Origin of the sequence: Corallococcus llansteffanensis, from assembly GCF_003612055.1 — a bacterium.
GTDB classification, from domain to species: Bacteria; Myxococcota; Myxococcia; order Myxococcales; family Myxococcaceae; genus Corallococcus; species Corallococcus llansteffanensis.
This window is the reverse complement of the sequence record NZ_RAWB01000190.1, coordinates 1-15962: the sequence shown is the minus strand read 5'-3', so window position 1 is coordinate 15962 and position 15962 is coordinate 1. Positions and strand designations below refer to the sequence as shown.

At 71.0% G+C, this 15962-nt stretch carries 14 protein-coding genes and 1 pseudogene; 7 read left to right on the top strand and 8 right to left on the bottom strand.

What is annotated here, in order from left to right; all coding sequences use genetic code 11:
• The first annotated feature begins 2 nt into the window (after nucleotides 1-2).
• Nucleotides 3-2009: a thioredoxin domain-containing protein gene (locus tag D7V93_RS19055; protein ID WP_120644771.1), complete on the top strand. Its 2007-nt coding sequence runs from the start codon at nucleotides 3-5 to the stop codon at nucleotides 2007-2009.
• Between the two features lie 31 nt (nucleotides 2010-2040).
• Here the strand turns inward: D7V93_RS19055 and D7V93_RS19050 are convergent, their stop codons facing one another.
• From D7V93_RS19050 to D7V93_RS19040, 3 genes are all read right to left on the bottom strand, one after another.
• Nucleotides 2041-3582 (bottom strand): transglutaminase-like domain-containing protein, encoded by a 1542-nt coding sequence (locus D7V93_RS19050; RefSeq protein WP_372338327.1) that lies wholly within the window; start codon nucleotides 3580-3582, stop codon nucleotides 2041-2043.
• A gap of 93 nt (nucleotides 3583-3675) precedes the next feature.
• Nucleotides 3676-4149, bottom strand: a complete 474-nt coding sequence (locus D7V93_RS19045) for a GNAT family N-acetyltransferase (protein WP_120629533.1) — start codon at nucleotides 4147-4149, stop codon at nucleotides 3676-3678.
• Nucleotides 4040-5140, bottom strand: coding sequence for a D-alanine--D-alanine ligase family protein (locus D7V93_RS19040; RefSeq protein ID WP_120644769.1), 1101 nt, complete (start codon nucleotides 5138-5140; stop codon nucleotides 4040-4042). Before D7V93_RS19040 ends, D7V93_RS19045 begins: the two co-directional genes overlap by 110 nt.
• 175 nt (nucleotides 5141-5315) lie before the next feature.
• Between D7V93_RS19040 and D7V93_RS19035 the strand changes: the two genes are divergently transcribed.
• Both D7V93_RS19035 and D7V93_RS19030 read left to right on the top strand, forming a co-directional pair.
• Nucleotides 5316-6608 carry an HD domain-containing protein gene (locus D7V93_RS19035; protein ID WP_120644768.1) on the top strand — a complete coding sequence of 431 codons (1293 nt, stop codon included), beginning with the start codon at nucleotides 5316-5318 and terminating at the stop codon, nucleotides 6606-6608.
• 14 nt (nucleotides 6609-6622) lie between these two features.
• Complete coding sequence (locus D7V93_RS19030; protein ID WP_120644767.1) at nucleotides 6623-8167, top strand: MBL fold metallo-hydrolase; 1545 nt, start codon at nucleotides 6623-6625, stop codon at nucleotides 8165-8167.
• Here D7V93_RS19030 and D7V93_RS19025 read toward each other — a convergent pair.
• From D7V93_RS19025 to D7V93_RS19010, 4 genes are read right to left on the bottom strand one after another with little or no spacing between them, the layout of a single operon-like run.
• Nucleotides 8164-8910, bottom strand: coding sequence for a GlsB/YeaQ/YmgE family stress response membrane protein (locus tag D7V93_RS19025; protein WP_120644766.1), 747 nt, complete (start codon nucleotides 8908-8910; stop codon nucleotides 8164-8166). The genes D7V93_RS19030 and D7V93_RS19025 overlap by 4 nt on opposite strands.
• A gap of 11 nt (nucleotides 8911-8921) precedes the next feature.
• Nucleotides 8922-10796: an FTR1 family protein gene (locus tag D7V93_RS19020; RefSeq protein WP_120644765.1), complete on the bottom strand. Its 1875-nt coding sequence runs from the start codon at nucleotides 10794-10796 to the stop codon at nucleotides 8922-8924.
• Between the two features lie 50 nt (nucleotides 10797-10846).
• Nucleotides 10847-11338: a dihydrofolate reductase gene (locus D7V93_RS19015; RefSeq protein ID WP_120644764.1), complete on the bottom strand. Its 492-nt coding sequence runs from the start codon at nucleotides 11336-11338 to the stop codon at nucleotides 10847-10849.
• Nucleotides 11335-12129, bottom strand: coding sequence for a thymidylate synthase (locus D7V93_RS19010; RefSeq protein WP_120644763.1), 795 nt, complete (start codon nucleotides 12127-12129; stop codon nucleotides 11335-11337). The genes D7V93_RS19015 and D7V93_RS19010 overlap by 4 nt, the downstream gene beginning before the upstream one ends.
• Nucleotides 12130-12229: 100 nt before the next feature.
• Between D7V93_RS19010 and D7V93_RS19005 the strand changes: the two genes are divergently transcribed.
• From D7V93_RS19005 to D7V93_RS18990, 4 genes are read left to right on the top strand one after another with little or no spacing between them, the layout of a single operon-like run.
• On the top strand, nucleotides 12230-12790 hold the full coding sequence (locus tag D7V93_RS19005; RefSeq protein ID WP_120644762.1) for a cob(I)yrinic acid a,c-diamide adenosyltransferase: 561 nt from the start codon (nucleotides 12230-12232) through the stop codon (nucleotides 12788-12790).
• Nucleotides 12791-12801: 11 nt separating this feature from the next.
• On the top strand, nucleotides 12802-13821 hold the full coding sequence (queG, locus tag D7V93_RS19000) for a tRNA epoxyqueuosine(34) reductase QueG (RefSeq protein ID WP_120644772.1): 1020 nt from the start codon (nucleotides 12802-12804) through the stop codon (nucleotides 13819-13821).
• Nucleotides 13794-14741, top strand: coding sequence for a DMT family transporter (locus D7V93_RS18995; protein ID WP_120644761.1), 948 nt, complete (start codon nucleotides 13794-13796; stop codon nucleotides 14739-14741). Before queG ends, D7V93_RS18995 begins: the two co-directional genes overlap by 28 nt.
• A 47-nt stretch (nucleotides 14742-14788) precedes the next feature.
• Nucleotides 14789-15640, top strand: coding sequence for an ATP-grasp domain-containing protein (locus D7V93_RS18990; protein ID WP_120644760.1), 852 nt, complete (start codon nucleotides 14789-14791; stop codon nucleotides 15638-15640).
• Between the two features lie 141 nt (nucleotides 15641-15781).
• On the opposite strand, the pseudogene D7V93_RS45005 reads toward D7V93_RS18990, so the two are convergent.
• Nucleotides 15782-15962: pseudogene (locus tag D7V93_RS45005) on the bottom strand (hypothetical protein); the annotation flags it as partial.

Below are 15962 nucleotides of genomic sequence, written 5' to 3'. Positions count from 1 at the left end.
GTATAAGAGACAGGTACCCGTGGGGCGAAGAGGCCCTGGCCCGCGCCCGCGCGGAGAAGAAGCCCATCCTCCTCTCCGTGGGCTACTCCGCGTGCCACTGGTGCCACGTCATGGCCCACGAGTCCTTCGAGTCCCCCGACATCGCGCGCCTGATGAACGAGGGCTTCATCAACATCAAGGTCGACCGCGAGGAGCGCCCCGACCTGGATCAAATCTACCAGGGCGTCGTGCAGCTCATGGGGCAGGGCGGTGGCTGGCCCCTCACCGTGTTCCTCACGCCCGACCTGCGCCCCTTCTACGGCGGCACCTACTTCCCCCCCGAGGACCGCTACGGCCGGCCCGGCTTCCCCCGCCTGCTCTCCGCGCTGAGCGACGCGTGGCACAACAAGCCCGGTGAAATCGAGGACCAGGCCCAGCGCTTCCAGGAGGGCCTGGGCGAACTCTCCACGCACGGCCTGGACGCCGCCCCTGGCCACCTGTCCGCGGAGGACATCGTGGCCATGGGCCACGCGATGGCGAAGCGCATGGACCCGGTGCACGGCGGCTTCGGCGGCGCCCCCAAGTTCCCCAACCCGATGAACGTGGCGCTGCTCCTGCGCGCGTGGCGCCGCGGCGGCGGGGACTCGCTGAAGATCGCGGTGTTCCGCACGCTGGAGCGCATGGCGTTGGGCGGCCTCTACGACCAGCTCGGCGGAGGGTTCCACCGCTACTCGGTGGACGAGCGCTGGCGGGTGCCCCACTTCGAGAAGATGCTCTACGACAACGCCCAGCTCCTGCACCTGTACGCGGAAGCCGAACAGGTGGAGTCGCGCCCCCTGTGGCGCAAGGTCGTGGAGGAGACCGTCGAATACGTGCGCCGCGAGATGACCGACCCGGCCGGCGGCTTCTACGCCACGCAGGACGCGGACAGCGAAGGCGAGGAGGGGAAGTTCTTCGTCTGGCGCCCGGAAGAGATCCGCGCCGCGCTGTCCCCAGGCCAGGCGGAGACCGTGCTGCGCCACTTCGGCATCACCCCGCAGGGTAACTTCGAGCACGGCGCCACCGTGCTGGAGGTCGTCGTCCCCGTGGCCACGCTCGCCACCGAACAGGGCCGGCCCGTGGAGGCCGTGCAAGAGGAGCTGGACGCCGCGCGCCGCAGCCTCTTCGACGCACGCGAGCAGCGGGTGAAGCCGGGCCGGGACGACAAGATCCTCGCGGGCTGGAACGGGCTGATGATCCGAGGCCTCGCACTCGCCTCGCGCGTCTTCGACCGGCCGGACTGGGCGAAGCTCGCGGCGAGGGCGGCGGACTTCGTGCTCGCGAACATGTGGGACGGGACGCGGCTGTTGCGCTCGCACCAGGACGGCCAGGGCCGCATCGACGGCTTCCTGGAGGACTACGGCGACCTCGCCTCGGGGCTCACCGCGCTCTACCAGGCGACGTTCGACGCGAAGTACCTGGACGCCGCGGACGCGCTCGCGCACCGCGCGGTGGCCCTCTTCTGGGACGAGGAGAAGCAGGCGTACCTGTCCGCGCCCCGGGGACAGAAGGACCTGGTGGTGGCGGCCTTCTCCCTCTTCGACAACGCCTTCCCGTCCGGCGCCTCCACGCTGACCGAGGCGCAGGTGGCGCTCGCGGCCCTCACCGGCGACGTGGCCCACCTGGACCACCCGGAGCACTACGTCGCGAAGCTGCATGATCAGCTCGTGCGCAACCCGCTGGGCTACGGGCACCTGGGGCTCGCGGCGGATTCGCTGCTGGACGGCGCGTCCGGCGTCACCTTCGCGGGCACCCGCGAGGCCGTCTCTCCGCTCCTGGCCGCCGCGAACCGCACCTACGCGCCCGTGTTCTCCTTCGGGTGGCACGACACGAGCGCCACTCCGCCCGCGCGCCTCCAGGAGCTCTTCGAGGGACGCGACCCGGTGGAAGGGAAGGGCGCGGCGTACCTCTGCCGCGGCTTCGTCTGCGAGCGGCCCATCACCGACGCGGCCACGCTCGCCGAACGACTGGTGGCGGCCCCGGGCCACTGAAAAGGCCCCGGCCCGCCTGCCCGCGCCGGGACTACTTCACGTCCGTGACCTGGAGCGAACCGATGAGGGGCGTGATCTCCGCGTTCCCCTCGTAGCCCACGGCGAAGTGGGTGGCGTCCGCGACGGGCTGGTTGAAGGTGGGGTCCAGCTGGGTCCACTCACCCACGTACGCCTCCACCCACTCGTGCCAGTACAGCGCGGGCACGCCGTCCGAGTTCACCATGTAGATGACGCCGTCCACGCGGCGCGCGGGGATGCCGGACGCGCGCAGCATCGCCACCGTGAGCAGCGAGTGCTCCGTGCAGTCGCCCTTCTTCTGGCGCAGCACGTCCGTGGCCCGATCCGCGCTGGCGCCGTAGTCCTTCTGCAGGTTGCTGTACACCCACGCGGACAGCATCCGCGCCGCCGTGTACGCGTCCTTCTCCTCGCGGATGATGCTCTTCGCCTGCGCGAGGATGGCCGGCGACTCGGACTCCACCGCGAGCGTGGACTTGAGGTTCTCCCCGCCGTCGGGGTCCGCCACCGGCCGGGGCTTGCGGCCCTTGGGCGCGGGCGGCGCCGCCATCAGCGTCACCTCCACGCGGCCGTCCGGCAGCGGCCTGTACTTCTGCCGGTACGTGTCCTGCTGGAACTTCGCCGGCAGGTTCTTCATCACCAGCTTCACCTGGCCGGGCACCTCGCGCGCCTTCGCGGGCAGCGGCTGCGGCAGCACCACGCGCGTGAGGCCGAACACCTCCACCAGGTCCATCCGCTTCGCCACGGTCTCCGACTCGGCTCTCGCCTGCATCGTCTGGCCGAAGTCCACCCGGACCATCTTCCCGTCCGTCGTCAGGAAGGCCGCCACCGGCACCTTCTCCTTGTCCGACAGCGTGCTCACCCGCGACAGCTTCACCTTCACGCCGCCCAGCACCTGCTCCTCCGGTGCCTCCAGCGTGGTGACGGTGCGGTAGCCCTCCAGGTCGGAGCCGTCCAGCGTCACACCCTCCACCTTCTGCCCGCGCAGCAGCGCAACTCGCGCCTGGTCCGCGTCCTCCACCGTCTCCTTCGGCGCGGGCAGCGGCTTGAGCACCTCCTCCGGCTGGCCGGGGCGCTTGCGCACCACGCGCAGCCCGTCCGCCGTCACCGTGCCCACCAGTTCCTGGTCCCCGCCGTCCCCGCGCTGGGTCACGGTGAAGGACAGCAGGCGTCCGCCCGGCTTCGCTTCGTAGACGCGCACCTCGCGGTGCACGCGCTCGGACACCCGCGTGCCCACCTGCGCCTTGAAGATGAGCTCGTTGACGCTCTGGGCCTTGCCGCCCGGCAGCGCCGTCAGGTCGGTGAAGAACCAGCCCACCTTCTTGTCCATCAGGTACAGGCCGAAGTACTCGCCGCCCTTGGGGCGCGGGGCCTTCAGCGCGTCGGACAGCTCCTGCGCCTGGGGCGCGGGGGCCTTCGTCTTCGCCTGGGCCTTCTCCGCGGCCGCCTTCGCCTGGGCCTTCAGCGCGGAGGCGGAGGGCGCCTGGGCCCAGACGGGCGCGGGTGCCCCCGTCAGCAGGGCGAGCAGGCTCAACAGTCCCAGACGGGTGCGTCGCATCGGTCGGTTCGTGGAAAGCATCTGCCCCCTCCTGACGGGGACCCGGGCGGCGTCTTCACTCACGCCCAGGGGTGGTCAACTCCGGACGGCGGACTACAGGCGCTTCGTCAGGATGATGAGGTCGTCGCCCTGCTTGTAGAAATCCCGCAGGCGCGCCTCTTCCCCGTACTTCATGGACGCGTAGAAGCCGCGCGTGGGGCCGTAGGCCTCCGTGGCGCTCGTCTCCACGCGGATGAGCCGCGCCTTGCGGCGGCGCAGGTCGCCCTCCATGGAGGAGATGAGCTGGGCGCCAATGCCCTGGCCGCGCACCTCCGGCGAGGAGGCGATCCAGTACAGGTCGAAGGCGTTCTCCGTCATGGGCGTCGGGCCGTAGCACGCGTACCCGACGATGCCGCCTTCCTGCCCGCGGTCCGCCACGAGGATGGAGTAGTCCCGGTTGCCCGCGGTGAGCGCGGTGTCAACCAGCTCGATGGCGCAGTCCTGCTCCTCCTGCGAGAAGGTTTCGATTCGCCGGATCAGCGCGGCGAGCGGTTCCCGGTCCTTTCTTTCGAGTGTGCGGATTTCCATGGGCTCTTTCGAGAGCGACCTCCACGAGTCGTGAGGCCAGGGTCGCGTAGTCCATCCCGGCGGCAAGCGCCGCCTTCGCGAACCCCGCGCCCGGGTGAAGGTCGCAGTTGGGGTTGATGTCGATGACGTACGGCACACCTTCGGGCGACACCCGAAGGTCCACGCGTCCATAGTCCTGGCAGTCCAGCGCTGCAAATGCTTCCAGCGCCGTCTGGACGCAACGGGCTTCCTGCACTGCGTCGAGCCGGGCCGGTCCGGTGGGCGAGTCCCGGCACTCCGGTGACTCCGCCTCCCACTTGGCCCGGTACGATACGATGTTCGGGCGGTTGTCGAACGCGCGGCCGAAGTGGATCTCCGAGAGCGGCAGCGGCTGTCGGGGGTTGTTGCCCAGCAGCGGCACGTACACCTCGCGCCCGGGAATGAACTGCTCCACCAGCGCGGGCTGGTGGAAGGTCTTGAGGACGGACTCGCACGCGCGCACCAGCGCCGAGCGCTCCGTGACGACCGAGTCGAAGTCCACGCCCACGCTCGCATCCTCGCGCGCGGGCTTCACGATGAGGGGCCAGGGCAGGTCCACCGCCAGGGCGTCCTCGCGGCGGCGCACCACGAAGGAGGCGGGCGTGGAGACGCCGTTGGCGCGCAGGAGCTCCTTCGCCTTGGGCTTGTGCAGCGCCAGCCCCAGCGACAGGGCGGACGAGCCGGTGTACGGCAGGCCCAGCGCGTCCAGGAGGCAGGGGACCGCCATCTCCCCCCGGCTGTCCGCGGCCAGCGACTCGCAGAGGTTCACCACGAGGTCGGGCTGGAGGAAGCGCAGGGCCTCCACGAAGTCCAGCCGGTCCCCTTCGATGGCGAGCGGCTCGGCGTTCACGCCGTCCCGACTCAGCGCGTGGGCCAGGCTTTCGGCGACCCGGACCACGTCCTCGCGGGCTTCTCTCCCGGGGTCTTCTTCCAGCAGGTCGTGGTCACGATTGTGCAGCAGGATGATGTGCATTCGGAGTGGCTGAAGGGTTAGCACGTCCCCAGGGACCTTCCCAGCCTGTGACATGGTGGCTGGTCGGCCCCTCACAGGGCTACCGCCCGCCAGGGTCTGCGGTACGGTAGGTGACCTCCAAGGTGGGCGACCGCCGGGAGGAGGTCCGGGATTCCAGGAGCCCGGCAAGGACGACATGCGGATTCGCGACCCCATCCACGGCGTCATCCCGGTCAGCGACCCGGAGAAGGCCGTCATCGACAGCCGCTTCTACCAGCGGCTGCGCTACATCCGGCAGCTCGGCTTCGGCGACCTGGCCTTCCCCGGCGCCACCCACACCCGCCACGCCCACAGCCTGGGCGCCATGTTCGTCGCCTCGCGCGTCTTCGGCGCCGTCGCCAGCCGCTCGGACCTGCCGGACGATGTTCGTGAACATTTCTGCGAGGCCGTGCGCCTGGCGGTGCTGTGTCATGACCTGGGGCACATGCCCTTCTCGCACGCGTCGGAGCGCATCGCGCCCCGGCGTTCGCTGCTGCGGCTGCCCGGCTGGCTGGATTCCGTGGCGGAAGGGGAGCAGGCGAACCACGAGGACTTCACCGCCAAGCTCATCCTGGACAGCTCGCTCACGGAAGTCATCCAGCGCGAGTTCGGCCCGCGCGGCATCACCCCCATGGCGACGGTGGCGCTCATCTCCGGCGCGAAGCCGCCGAAGGATCCGGGCTTCACCTACAAGGGTGTGGACTGGACGCCGCTCCTGCGCGCCATCGTCTCCGGGGAGCTGGACGCGGACCGGATGGACTACCTCCTGCGCGACTCGTTCTACACGGGCGTGAACTACGGCCGGTACGACCTGGATTGGATCGTCTCCAACCTGAACCCGGCGGTGAAGGACGGCAAGGCGGTGCTGGCCCTGTCGCGCGCGGCGGCGTTCGCGTTCGAGGACTTCCTGCTCAGCCGCTACCACATGTTCGTGTCGGTGTACCTGCACCACACGTCGGTCAACTTCGACCACATGCTGCGCCGCTACTACGAGGAGACGCCCGGCGAGTTCGAGATCCCGGCGGACCCCGAGGCCTTCCTCCTCTGTGACGACGCGGCGCTCTGGTACACGCTGCGCCGCTCGAAGAACCGCTGGGCGGAGCGCATCAGCCGCAGGCAGGGCTTCAAGCTGCTGGCGCAGTTCACCGAGCGCGACACGGGCTATGACCTGGAGGTGCTCAACAGCGCGCTCACCAGCGAGGGCTTCGAGCACTACACCGTGCAGTCCAAGGGAGCGCTCAGCAAGTACGTGGGCTCCTCGGGAGGCAACCCGGGGCTGTTCATCCTGGACGTGTCCACGGGCAGGCTCACGGAGGTGGCGCGGTACACGCCGCTCTACCAGCGTTACAGTGGCGCGGTGCGCCTCACGCGGCTCTATGTCCGGCCGGACCAGGCGGAGCGGGCGCGTGAGATGATGGGCCGGCTGCTGGGCCAGACGACGCAGTCCTGAAGGATGGTGCGGTGATGAGTGAGCTCCTTCCAGGCATGGGCCTGCTGCCGTCCCACACCCCCGCGGAGCCCCGGGCGTCCTCGGTGGTCATCCTCTACCGCCGCGCGCGCGACGGCGTGGGCGTGGAGGTGTTCTGGGTGAAGCGCGAACGGGCGCTCGCCTTCGCCGGGGGCTTCTACGCCTTCCCGGGCGGGAAGCTGGACCGCGACGACGCGGACGTGCCCGTGCAGGGCGTGCAGGGCGAGGAGGCCGCGCTGCGCTCGGCGGCGGCGCGCGAGCTGTTCGAGGAGGCGGGCGTGCTGGTGGCGGAGGGCGCGCGCTCGCTCTCCCCGGAGGCGCTGGCGGAAGCGAGGAACGCGCAGCTCGCGGGCACGGTGAAGTGGAGCGGGTGGCTCGCAAGCCAGGGCCTCTCCTTACGCGCGGAGGACCTGAAGCCCGCGGGCCGGTGGATCACGCCCCCCTGGGCGCCGGTGCGCTTCGACACGCGCTTCTACCTGGTGGAGCTGCCGGAGGGCGCGAGCGCGAGCATCATCGCCGGCGAGCTGTCCGAGGGCGCGTGGATCCGTCCCGCGGACGCGCTCTCGCGCTGGAGTGACGGCACGGCGCTCCTGCACCCGCCCGCGCAGCATGCGCTGCAGGTGCTGGCGGAGTTCACCGACGACTCGGACGCCCGGGCCCGGCTGTCCACGCCGCCGTACTGCCCGGGCTACGTGGCCCAGCGCATCGAGTTCCAGCGCGGCGTGCGGGTGGTGGCGCTGGAGACGCCCACGCTGCCGCCCGCGACGCACACCAACGCGTACGTGCTGGGCACGGGTGACCTGCTGGTGGTGGATCCGGGCTCCTCCGACGTGAAGCAGTACGCGAAGCTGCTGTCGCTGGTGGCGGGCCTGAAGGCGGAGGGGATGCGGCCCGTCGCGGTGGTGCTCACCCACCACCACGGCGACCACGTGGGCGGGGCGCTCGCGGTGAAGGAGCGGCTGGGCATTCCGCTCTGGTGCCACGCGCGCACGGCGGACCGGCTGGACTTCCCGGTGGAGCGGCTGCTGGAGGACGGCGAGGTGCTGGAGCTGGGCGGCCCGCTGCCGCAGCGCTGGCGCGTGCTGCACACGCCGGGGCACGCGCAGGGACACCTGTGCCTCGTGGACTTCCGCAGCAAGGCGGCGGTGGTGGGGGACATGGTGGCCAGCGTGGGGTCCATCGTCATCGACCCGCCCGAGGGCAACATGGTGGACTACCTCACCCAGCTGCGGCGGCTGCGCGACTGGCCCGTCACCACGCTGTACCCCGCGCACGGCTCGCCGGTGCCGGACGGCCCGGGAAAGCTGGACGAGTACCTGCGCCACCGCGCCCAGCGCGAGGCCATCATCCTGGAGGCGGTGCCCGCCACGGGCGCCACGCTGGCGGAGGTGGTGGCGACGGCCTACGCGGACACGCCGCCGCTCTTGCACCCGGTGGCGGAGCGCAGCGCCCTGGCCACGCTGGAGAAGCTGGTGGCGGAGGGCCGCGTGCGCGAGGAGTCCTTCTCCTGGTTCCGGCTCGGCGGCGGCGCCGGGGCCTAGAAGCTGCCCAGCAGGGCCAGGCGCGGGCCCTGCTCGCTGTACGTGGCCACGGGGAGCAGCCGCACCCCGCTCGCGCGGGCCTGTGGTGCGGCCTCCTGCTGGACGGCGCTGGCGTGGGACAGCTCGAAGCCCACGCTCGCGCCCACCACCGGCAGGATGAAGAGGGCGATGTTGACGGCCGCGGGCGCGTCACTGCCGCCGCTGTTCGCCAGCGACAACCCCAGCAGCGTCGCCCCCCAGCCCACCATGCTCCCGGCCACCGTGGCGCCCAGCCTCCCGCGCCCCTTCATCAGCCGGCCGCCGCCATACGTGCCCACCGGGATGCCGATGAGCGCCCCGGCCGCCGTGCCCGCGACGGCCACCACCAGGCACTCGTCACACCCCACCGTGGCGGAGCCCAGCAGGTACCCGAAGGAGCCCAGCACGGTGGCGCCCACGACGCCGCCCGCCGCCCCGCCCAGCAGCTCCAGGCCCACGCGCGGCACCGGGTCCCTGGCGGGAGGCGGCCGCGCGGACGGAAGGGCCCCGGCGGTGACGGAGGGGTGGGGTTCGGACGGCGTCTCGCCCCGGGGCGTGGCCTCGGGCGGAGCCGGTGCGTCCTCCTCCGGCGCGACCACCAGGGGCGGCGGCGTGAGGTTCCCGGTAGGAGCCGTGGCGGGCTCGGCGGGGGCTTCCTGGGCGGAGGCCAGGCCCGACACGAGCAGCAGGGCGACGAGGGGGAACGGACAGGGGGAGCGCTTCACCGCGCCCCACGCTACCGCAAGGGCGGCGCCCGCGTCGCCCCGTCCCCGGCGACCTCCACGCGCGGCCGGCGGCGCAGGGCCCGGAACAGCAGCGGCGCCGCGGCCAGCAGCAGCTGGGGCCCCAGGGACAGCGCGTCCGGGTACAGGCCCAGCATGTCCACGGTGATGAAGCGCACCGGCACCAGCGGCAGCGCCCCCACCTCCTGCAGCGAGTGGATGCCCTTGCCCAGCAGCATCACCGCCGTCACCACCAGCACCACGGTGGAGAGGTTGAAGAGGGTCTTCATGGGCAGCCGGTAGCCCATGCGGTTGACGAAGAGCACCAGCACTCCCAGCGCCAGGACGCCCGCCAGCACGCCCCACGCCACGCCCGCCGCCGAGTCCGTCGCGAGCCCCTGCAGGAAGATGGCCGTCTCGAAGCTCTCGCGCAGCACCGACGTGAAGGCGATGGCGAACAGGCCGAACATGCTGCCCCGGCCCAGCGCGCCCTGCATGCGCTGGCGCAGCTCCCCCATGAAGACGCTGACGTTGGCGCGCGCGTTGAGCCACAGCGCCGCGTACAGGAGCATGCCCACCGCGACGAGCGCCGTGACGCCCTCCATCCACTCACGCTGCGCCCCGGCCAGCAGCTTGCGGCCCAGCACGTACGCGAGCGCGCCGACGATGAGCGCGGACACCCAGCCCGCGTGCACCACGCGCACCTGCTCCATGGCCTTCATCTTCTTGAGCGCCGCCAGGAGCGCCGTGACGATGATGGTGGCCTCGAAGCCCTCGCGCAGCAGGATGAGCAGCGTCAGCCACACCACGGACAGCATGCTGGTGGTGCTGCCGTTCTCCCTGCGCGCCTGGTCCAGCAGCGACAGCAGCTCCCGCCCCTCGTCCTGCAGGTGCGGGCTCTTGTGCTCGGCGGCGAGCCGCGCCTGGAGGAAGGCCTCCTCCAGTTGCTGCGTCAGGACGGGGTTCTTGCCGCGCAGCTTGGGCTCCACCGGCTCCAGGCCGTTGAGGTACGCGTCCAGCAGCTCCGTCTTCGCGCCCACGTAGTCACCCGCCGCGCCCAGGCGCAGCGCGTTGCCCACCGCCTGCCGCGCGGAGAGCAGCGCCTTCTCCTCGTCCTCGGCCGGCATCTTCCGGCGCAGGCACGCGACCTTGTCCGCGCCGTACTCCTTCGCGAGCTCCGCGTCGGTGGCGGTGGCCAGGCGCTCCAGCGAGGCGCGCGGCGGCTCGCCCTGGCACGGCGGCTGGCGCAGCGTGAAGACGAAGAAGGCCAGCGACCAGCGGTCGTCCTCGGAGAGGGTGGGGTAGGCCGGCATCGCGGTGCCGGGCACTCCGAAGCTGGTGGTGTTGAAGGCCTTGTACGGCGTCAGGCCCTCCTCCATCAGCTCCGGATCCTGGAAGTTCGCCGGGCGCGGCTCCATGGTGTCCGCGATGGCCACCGCCGCCTTGCCGTCCGCGCCGTGGCAGGACGCGCAGTTGGTCTGGAAGAGCTTCGCCCCGTGCTCCACGTCCGGCGCCTTGCGCGGGCTGCGCGCGAGGCCCCCCGCCAGCACCAGGCTCTCCACCAGCTCCCCGCAGTCGCGGCTGACGCCCTCGGGGTCCGCGTGCTGGTCCACGCGCGCCTGGATGTCCTTCACGCGCGGCACGAAGGTGGCCGCCGCCGGGCCCAGGTCCTTCGCCGCGTCCAGCGCCTCCGCCGCGAAGCTCTTCTGCTCCGTCAGCTCGAACTCGGAGCGCGACGCCACCGCCGCCGGGTAGTCCGCCTGGAGGTACTGGAGGATGCCCACCAGCCGGTGCCAGGTGCGCCCCTCGTCGGACGCGGGCGCTTCCGCCCGGACGGAGGAGGACAGCGCGAGCAACAGGCACAGCGAGACGGAGGCGGCGCGATTCACGTCCGCGTTCTACCAACGCCTCCGGGGCCTTTCAATTCTGAGAATCAAAATCAGGATGAGGTCCGCTCATACGTGAAGAAACCGAAAGGAAGCTCGCCCTCGGGGTGGGGCTCCTCCTCCACGAGCCTCCAGGTGGACAGGTCCACCGGCGGGAAGCGGGCGTCGCCGGGGAAGTCGCGGGCGATGCGGGTGAGGTAGAGTCGCTGCCAGCGGTCCGCCGTCTGGGTGTACAGGTCCTCGCCGCCCGCGATGAAGACCTCGCTGTCGGTGGAGGCCTTCCACAGGGCCTCGTCCACGGAGTGCGCCACCTGGACGCCGGGCGGGGCCGCCCAGTCGTGCTGGCGGGTGAGGACGACGGTGGTGCGCCCGGGCAGGGGCCTCCCGATGGAGTCGTACGTCTTGCGGCCCATGACGAGGGTGTGGCCCAGGGTCAGGCGCTTGAAGCGCGCCAGGTCCTGCGGCAGGCGCCAGGGCAGGGTGTTGCCCTGGCCGATGACCCGGTTCGCCGCCATGGCGACGATGGCGGACAGGCGCGCCGTCATACGGCCACGGGCGCCTTGATGGCGGGGTGCGGGTCGTAGCCTTCCAGCGTGAAGTCCTCGTAGCGGAAGGCGAACAGGTCCTTCACGTCCGGGTTCAGGCGCATGCGCGGCAGGGGGCGGGGTGCGCGCGTGAGCTGCTCCTTCGCCTGCTCCACGTGGTTCAGGTACAGGTGCGCGTCGCCCAGGGTGTGGATGAACTCGTGCGCGACGAGGCTCGTGGCCTGCGCCACCATCATCGTCAGGAGTGCGTACGACGCGATGTTGAAGGGCAGCCCCAGGAAGATGTCCGCGCTGCGCTGGTAGAGCTGGCAGGAGAGGCGGCCGTCGGCCACGTAGAACTGGAACATCACGTGGCAGGGCGGCAGCTTCATGACGGGCAGGTCCGCCACGTTCCACGCGCTGACCAGGTGACGGCGCGAGTCCGGGCTCTTCTTCAGGCCCTCCACCAACTGCCGCATCTGGTCCACGGGCGTGCCGTCCGGCGTGCTCCAGGAGCGCCACTGGTGGCCGTACACCGGGCCCAGGCTGCCGTCCGCGTTCGCCCACTCGTCCCAGATGGTGACGCCGTGCTCCTGGAGGGAGCGCACGCTCGTGTCCCCCCGGAGCATCCACAGCAACTCGTGGAGGATGGACTTCACGTGCAGCTTCTTGGTCGTCACCAGGGGGAAGCCCTGGGCGAGGTCGAAGCGCAGCTGGTGGCCGAAGAGGCTCAGCGTCCCCGTGCCGGTGCGGTCGCCCTTCCTCGTCCCGTGTCGCAGAACGTGGTCCATCAGACTCAGGTATTGCTGCATGCCCTTTTTTGTAGGTTCGCGGACGGGGCCGGGCAAACTTCCTTCCAGCGATTGTTCTCTGCCGGGCGTCGCCTCCGTCGCGGCGCTAGAAGAGGGTGGAATGAAGATCTACACGAAGACCGGCGATAAGGGAGAGACGGGCCTTTTTGGTGGGGGCCGCGTGTCGAAGGACGACGCGCTGGTGGACGCCTACGGAGAGGTGGATGAGCTCAACTCCACGCTGGGCCTCGCGCGGACCTTTCCCCTGCCCGCGGACCTGGAGCACTTCCTCCAGCGCATCCAGGATCAGCTCTTCACCGTCGGCTCGGTGCTGGCCACGCCGCCGCAGAGCCGGGCCGCGGCGCACATCCCGGAGCTGAAGCCGGAGTGGGTGGAGGAGATGGAGCGCCACATCGACCGGTACGAGGAGGAGCTGCCGAAGATGACGCACTTCATCCTCCCGGGCGGCTCGTCCGCGGCGGCGGCGCTGCACCTGGCGCGCACGGTGTGTCGCCGGGCCGAGCGCCGGGTGGTGTCGCTCCTGCGCGAGGACAAGGCGCCGCCCGCGGTGGCCGTGTACCTGAACCGCCTGTCGGACCTGCTCTTCGTCGTGGCGCGGCTGGTGAACTTCCGCGCCGGGCTGCCGGACGTGAAGTGGATCCCCGAGAAGCCCTCGAAGTAGGTGATGTGAGCGTGGATCCGCTGCCCACCGCCCGGCTCCGGGCGCTTGCCCAGCAGGTGGGCTTCGACCTCATCGGCTTCGCGCGCGCGGAGCCCATCCCGCCGTCGTCGCTGCTGTCGTGGCTGGAGGCCGGCTACGACGCGGACATGGACTGGATGGGGTCGCGCGCGGAGGAGCGGCTCGACGTGTCGGTGCTGCTGCCCGGCGCGAAGACGGTGCTGTCGTTCGCCAACAACTACTACCGGGATGACGCGCCGTCGCAGGGCTCCCCCATCGCGCGGTATGCGCGGGGCCGCGACTACCACTCCACGCTGCGCGACCGGATGAAGGCGTTCCGCAAGACGATCAACGCCTGGTACCCGGGGCTGGGCACCTACGGCGGCGTGGACAGCGGGCCCATGATGGAGAAGGTGTGGGCCGCGCGCGGGGGCCTGGGCTACGTGGGCAAGAACGGGTGCCTCATCACGGAGTCGCACGGCTCCTGGGTGCTCCTGGCAACGCTCATCTTGGACGCGGCCGTGGACGTCTACCCGGAAGGGCCGGTGGCGGACCGCTGCGGCTCCTGCCGACGCTGCCTGATGGCGTGTCCCACGGGCGCGCTGGTGGGAAACCGCCAGGTGGATGCCAGGGCGTGCCTGTCGTACCAGACCATCGAGAACCGCGACCGCGACGTGCCGGAGGCGTTCCGGCTCAAGTTCGACAACCTCATCTTCGGCTGCGACATCTGCCAGCAGGTGTGCCCGCTCAACAGGAAGCCGGTGTTCGCCAACGACCACCGCTTCGTGCCCCGCGCGGTAGCGGCCCTGGGCACCGCGGAGCTCGCGGCCCTGACACCCGAGCAATACAAGGAACTCGTCACCGGCACCGCGCTGGCGCGCGCGAAGTACGACGGTTTGAGGCGCAACGCTGTCTATGCACTGGGCGTCGCACGGCAGGCGCACGCCCGGCCGCTGCTCGAAAAACTCAGCGACGACGCCAGTGAACTGGTACGCAGCGCCGCACGATGGGCGCTTCTCCAGCTGGAGTCGTGACACCCGGATCCGCCGCGCCGCTCGGGCGTGTGTACGCGGCGCTGACGGTGCAGGTGCTGATCAGCGCGGGCACGTACCTGGCCGCCAAGCGGGCGATGACGGAGCTGTCGCCGTTCACCGTGGTGCTGTGGCGCTTCCTCGTGTGCGGCGTCGCGTTCACGCTGTTGCTCGCGCTGACGCCGGGGCCCACGCTGCCGCCGCGCACGGCGTGGAAGCGCGTGGCGCTCCTGGGCCTGATGGGCGGGCCGGTGAACCAGACGCTGTTCTTCTCCGGGCTCTCGCGCTCCACGGCGGCGCACGCGGCGCTGCTCTACGCGCTGACGCCCATGGGCGTGTACGTGGCGAGCCTCGTGCTGGGGCGCGAGCGGGTCTCCACGCGCGCGACGGCGGGCATCCTCACCGCGCTCGTGGGCGTGGTGGTGTTGCTGCTCGGACGGGGGCTCGCGAGCGCGCAGGGGTCGATCCAGGGTGACCTGCTCATCCTCACGGCGGTGGTGGCGTGGGTCATCTACACGACCGAGGGCAAGCCGCTCGCCTCCGAGCATGGGCCGCTGCGCGCGACAGCGTGGACGATGACGGTGGCGACGGCGCTGCAGCTGCCGCTCATCCCGTTCGTGCTCAAGCCTGGGGAGGTGTGGGCGGCGAGCTTCGCGGCGAAGGGCTCCATCGTGTACCTGGGGCTGATGACGTCGGTGGTGGCGTACCTGCTCTGGTACTACGCGCTGTCGAAGGTGCCCGCGTCGCGCGTGGCCATCTTCTCCAACCTGCAGCCGGCCGCGACGGCGCTCGCGGCCTGGGCCTTCCTGGATGAGTCCCTGCACTGGGAGCTCGCGCTGGGCGGTGCGCTGGTGCTCGTGGGCGTGCGGCTCACGCAGCGCGCCCCGCTGAAGCCTCCGCCGGTGGTGGTGCGCGTGGGTTGAGGTCCCCGCGTTGACGCCAGGCGGGAAGGGGGCGCACGCTCACGACCGTGCTGCGCGCGGGCGAGGATCTGCTGAAGGTCGATGACCGGTTGTGGCTGCTCACCGCGGCCACTGGGGTGGGCGTCTACGACTTCGCCTTCGACCGGTTCTTCGCCTGCCGGCGACCCTATGTCCTGCCCGACGCGCCCATCGACGTCGTGGCACGCGCTGGGGCCTGGCAGGATTACGCGGAGCGCTACCGGGAGTTGGAGGCCCAGGGGGTGCGGTTGATCCACTCTCCGGAGCAGCACCTGCGCGCGACGGAGCTACCGCACTGGTATCCGCTCCTGGAGGACCTGACGCCCCGCAGTGTCTGGTTCGACGCCCCTCCGGACGCGGACACGGTGGAGCGGCTCGTGGGCTGGCCGGTGTTCCTCAAGGGCGCTCGACAGACCAGTCGCCATCGCAAGTCCCTCTCCATCATCGAGGGGCCAGACGCCTTCCGGCAGGCGATGGATGCCTATGCCCGGGATTCCATTCTGCACTGGCAGCAGGTGGTGTGCCGCGAGCTGCGCCCCCTGCGAAGGGTGGACGACACGCAAGGGGCGGATGCGCTGCCTCGCTCCTTCGAGTTCAGGACCTTCTGGTGGCGTCAGCAACTGGTGGGCTGGGGGCCGTACTGGTGGCAGGGGAGGCCCTACACGCTGACGCCCCGCGAGGAGCAAGATGCCCTGGCCCTCGCGAGTGAGGCGGCGCGCCGGATGGCAGTCCCCTTCCTCGTCGTCGATGTGGCCCAGGAGCAGTCCGGCCGGTGGATCGTCATCGAGTGCAACGATGGCCAGGAGAGCGGCTACGTCGGCGTGGCGCCCTTCGCGCTCTGGCAGCGCGTCCTGGACCTGGAGCGCGAGCGCGCGGGCTGAAAGCACCGTTCGTCGCCAGCGCGCATGGTTGATGCGCTTCTGCTGCGTCTCCACCCGCTGCGAAACCAGGACGAGAGCTCCCTCGGCCTCGTCCCGTTCGCCTGCGCCCAGGCCTGGTTCATCGAAGGAGCGATGCTCTCTCTAGTCGCTGTTCGGATCCCAGTCAGAGATGTCCTTCTTGGGCTCCGGCGGCGGCTTCGGACGCGGCGCCTCGGCGGGACGCGGCGGCGGCGCCTTCTTCACCACGGGCGGGGGCGGAGGCGGCTCGTCGTCCGACGTGGTGTCGGGGCTCGTCACGGGCTCGGCCACCACGGGCTTCGAG

Coding starts and splice junctions, on each gene's coding strand:
- D7V93_RS19030 (WP_120644767.1), top strand. CDS start 6,623: ATGAGTGAGCTCCTTCCAGGCATGGGCCTGCTGCCGTCCCACACCCCC.
- D7V93_RS18995 (WP_120644761.1), top strand. CDS start 13,794: ATGGGCGCTTCTCCAGCTGGAGTCGTGACACCCGGATCCGCCGCGCCG.
- D7V93_RS19010 (WP_120644763.1), bottom strand. CDS start 12,129: ATGCAGCAATACCTGAGTCTGATGGACCACGTTCTGCGACACGGGACG.
- D7V93_RS19015 (WP_120644764.1), bottom strand. CDS start 11,338: ATGACGGCGCGCCTGTCCGCCATCGTCGCCATGGCGGCGAACCGGGTC.
- D7V93_RS19045 (WP_120629533.1), bottom strand. CDS start 4,149: ATGGAAATCCGCACACTCGAAAGAAAGGACCGGGAACCGCTCGCCGCG.
- D7V93_RS19035 (WP_120644768.1), top strand. CDS start 5,316: ATGCGGATTCGCGACCCCATCCACGGCGTCATCCCGGTCAGCGACCCG.
- D7V93_RS19040 (WP_120644769.1), bottom strand. CDS start 5,140: ATGCACATCATCCTGCTGCACAATCGTGACCACGACCTGCTGGAAGAA.
- D7V93_RS19050 (WP_372338327.1), bottom strand. CDS start 3,582: ATGCGACGCACCCGTCTGGGACTGTTGAGCCTGCTCGCCCTGCTGACG.
- D7V93_RS19005 (WP_120644762.1), top strand. CDS start 12,230: ATGAAGATCTACACGAAGACCGGCGATAAGGGAGAGACGGGCCTTTTT.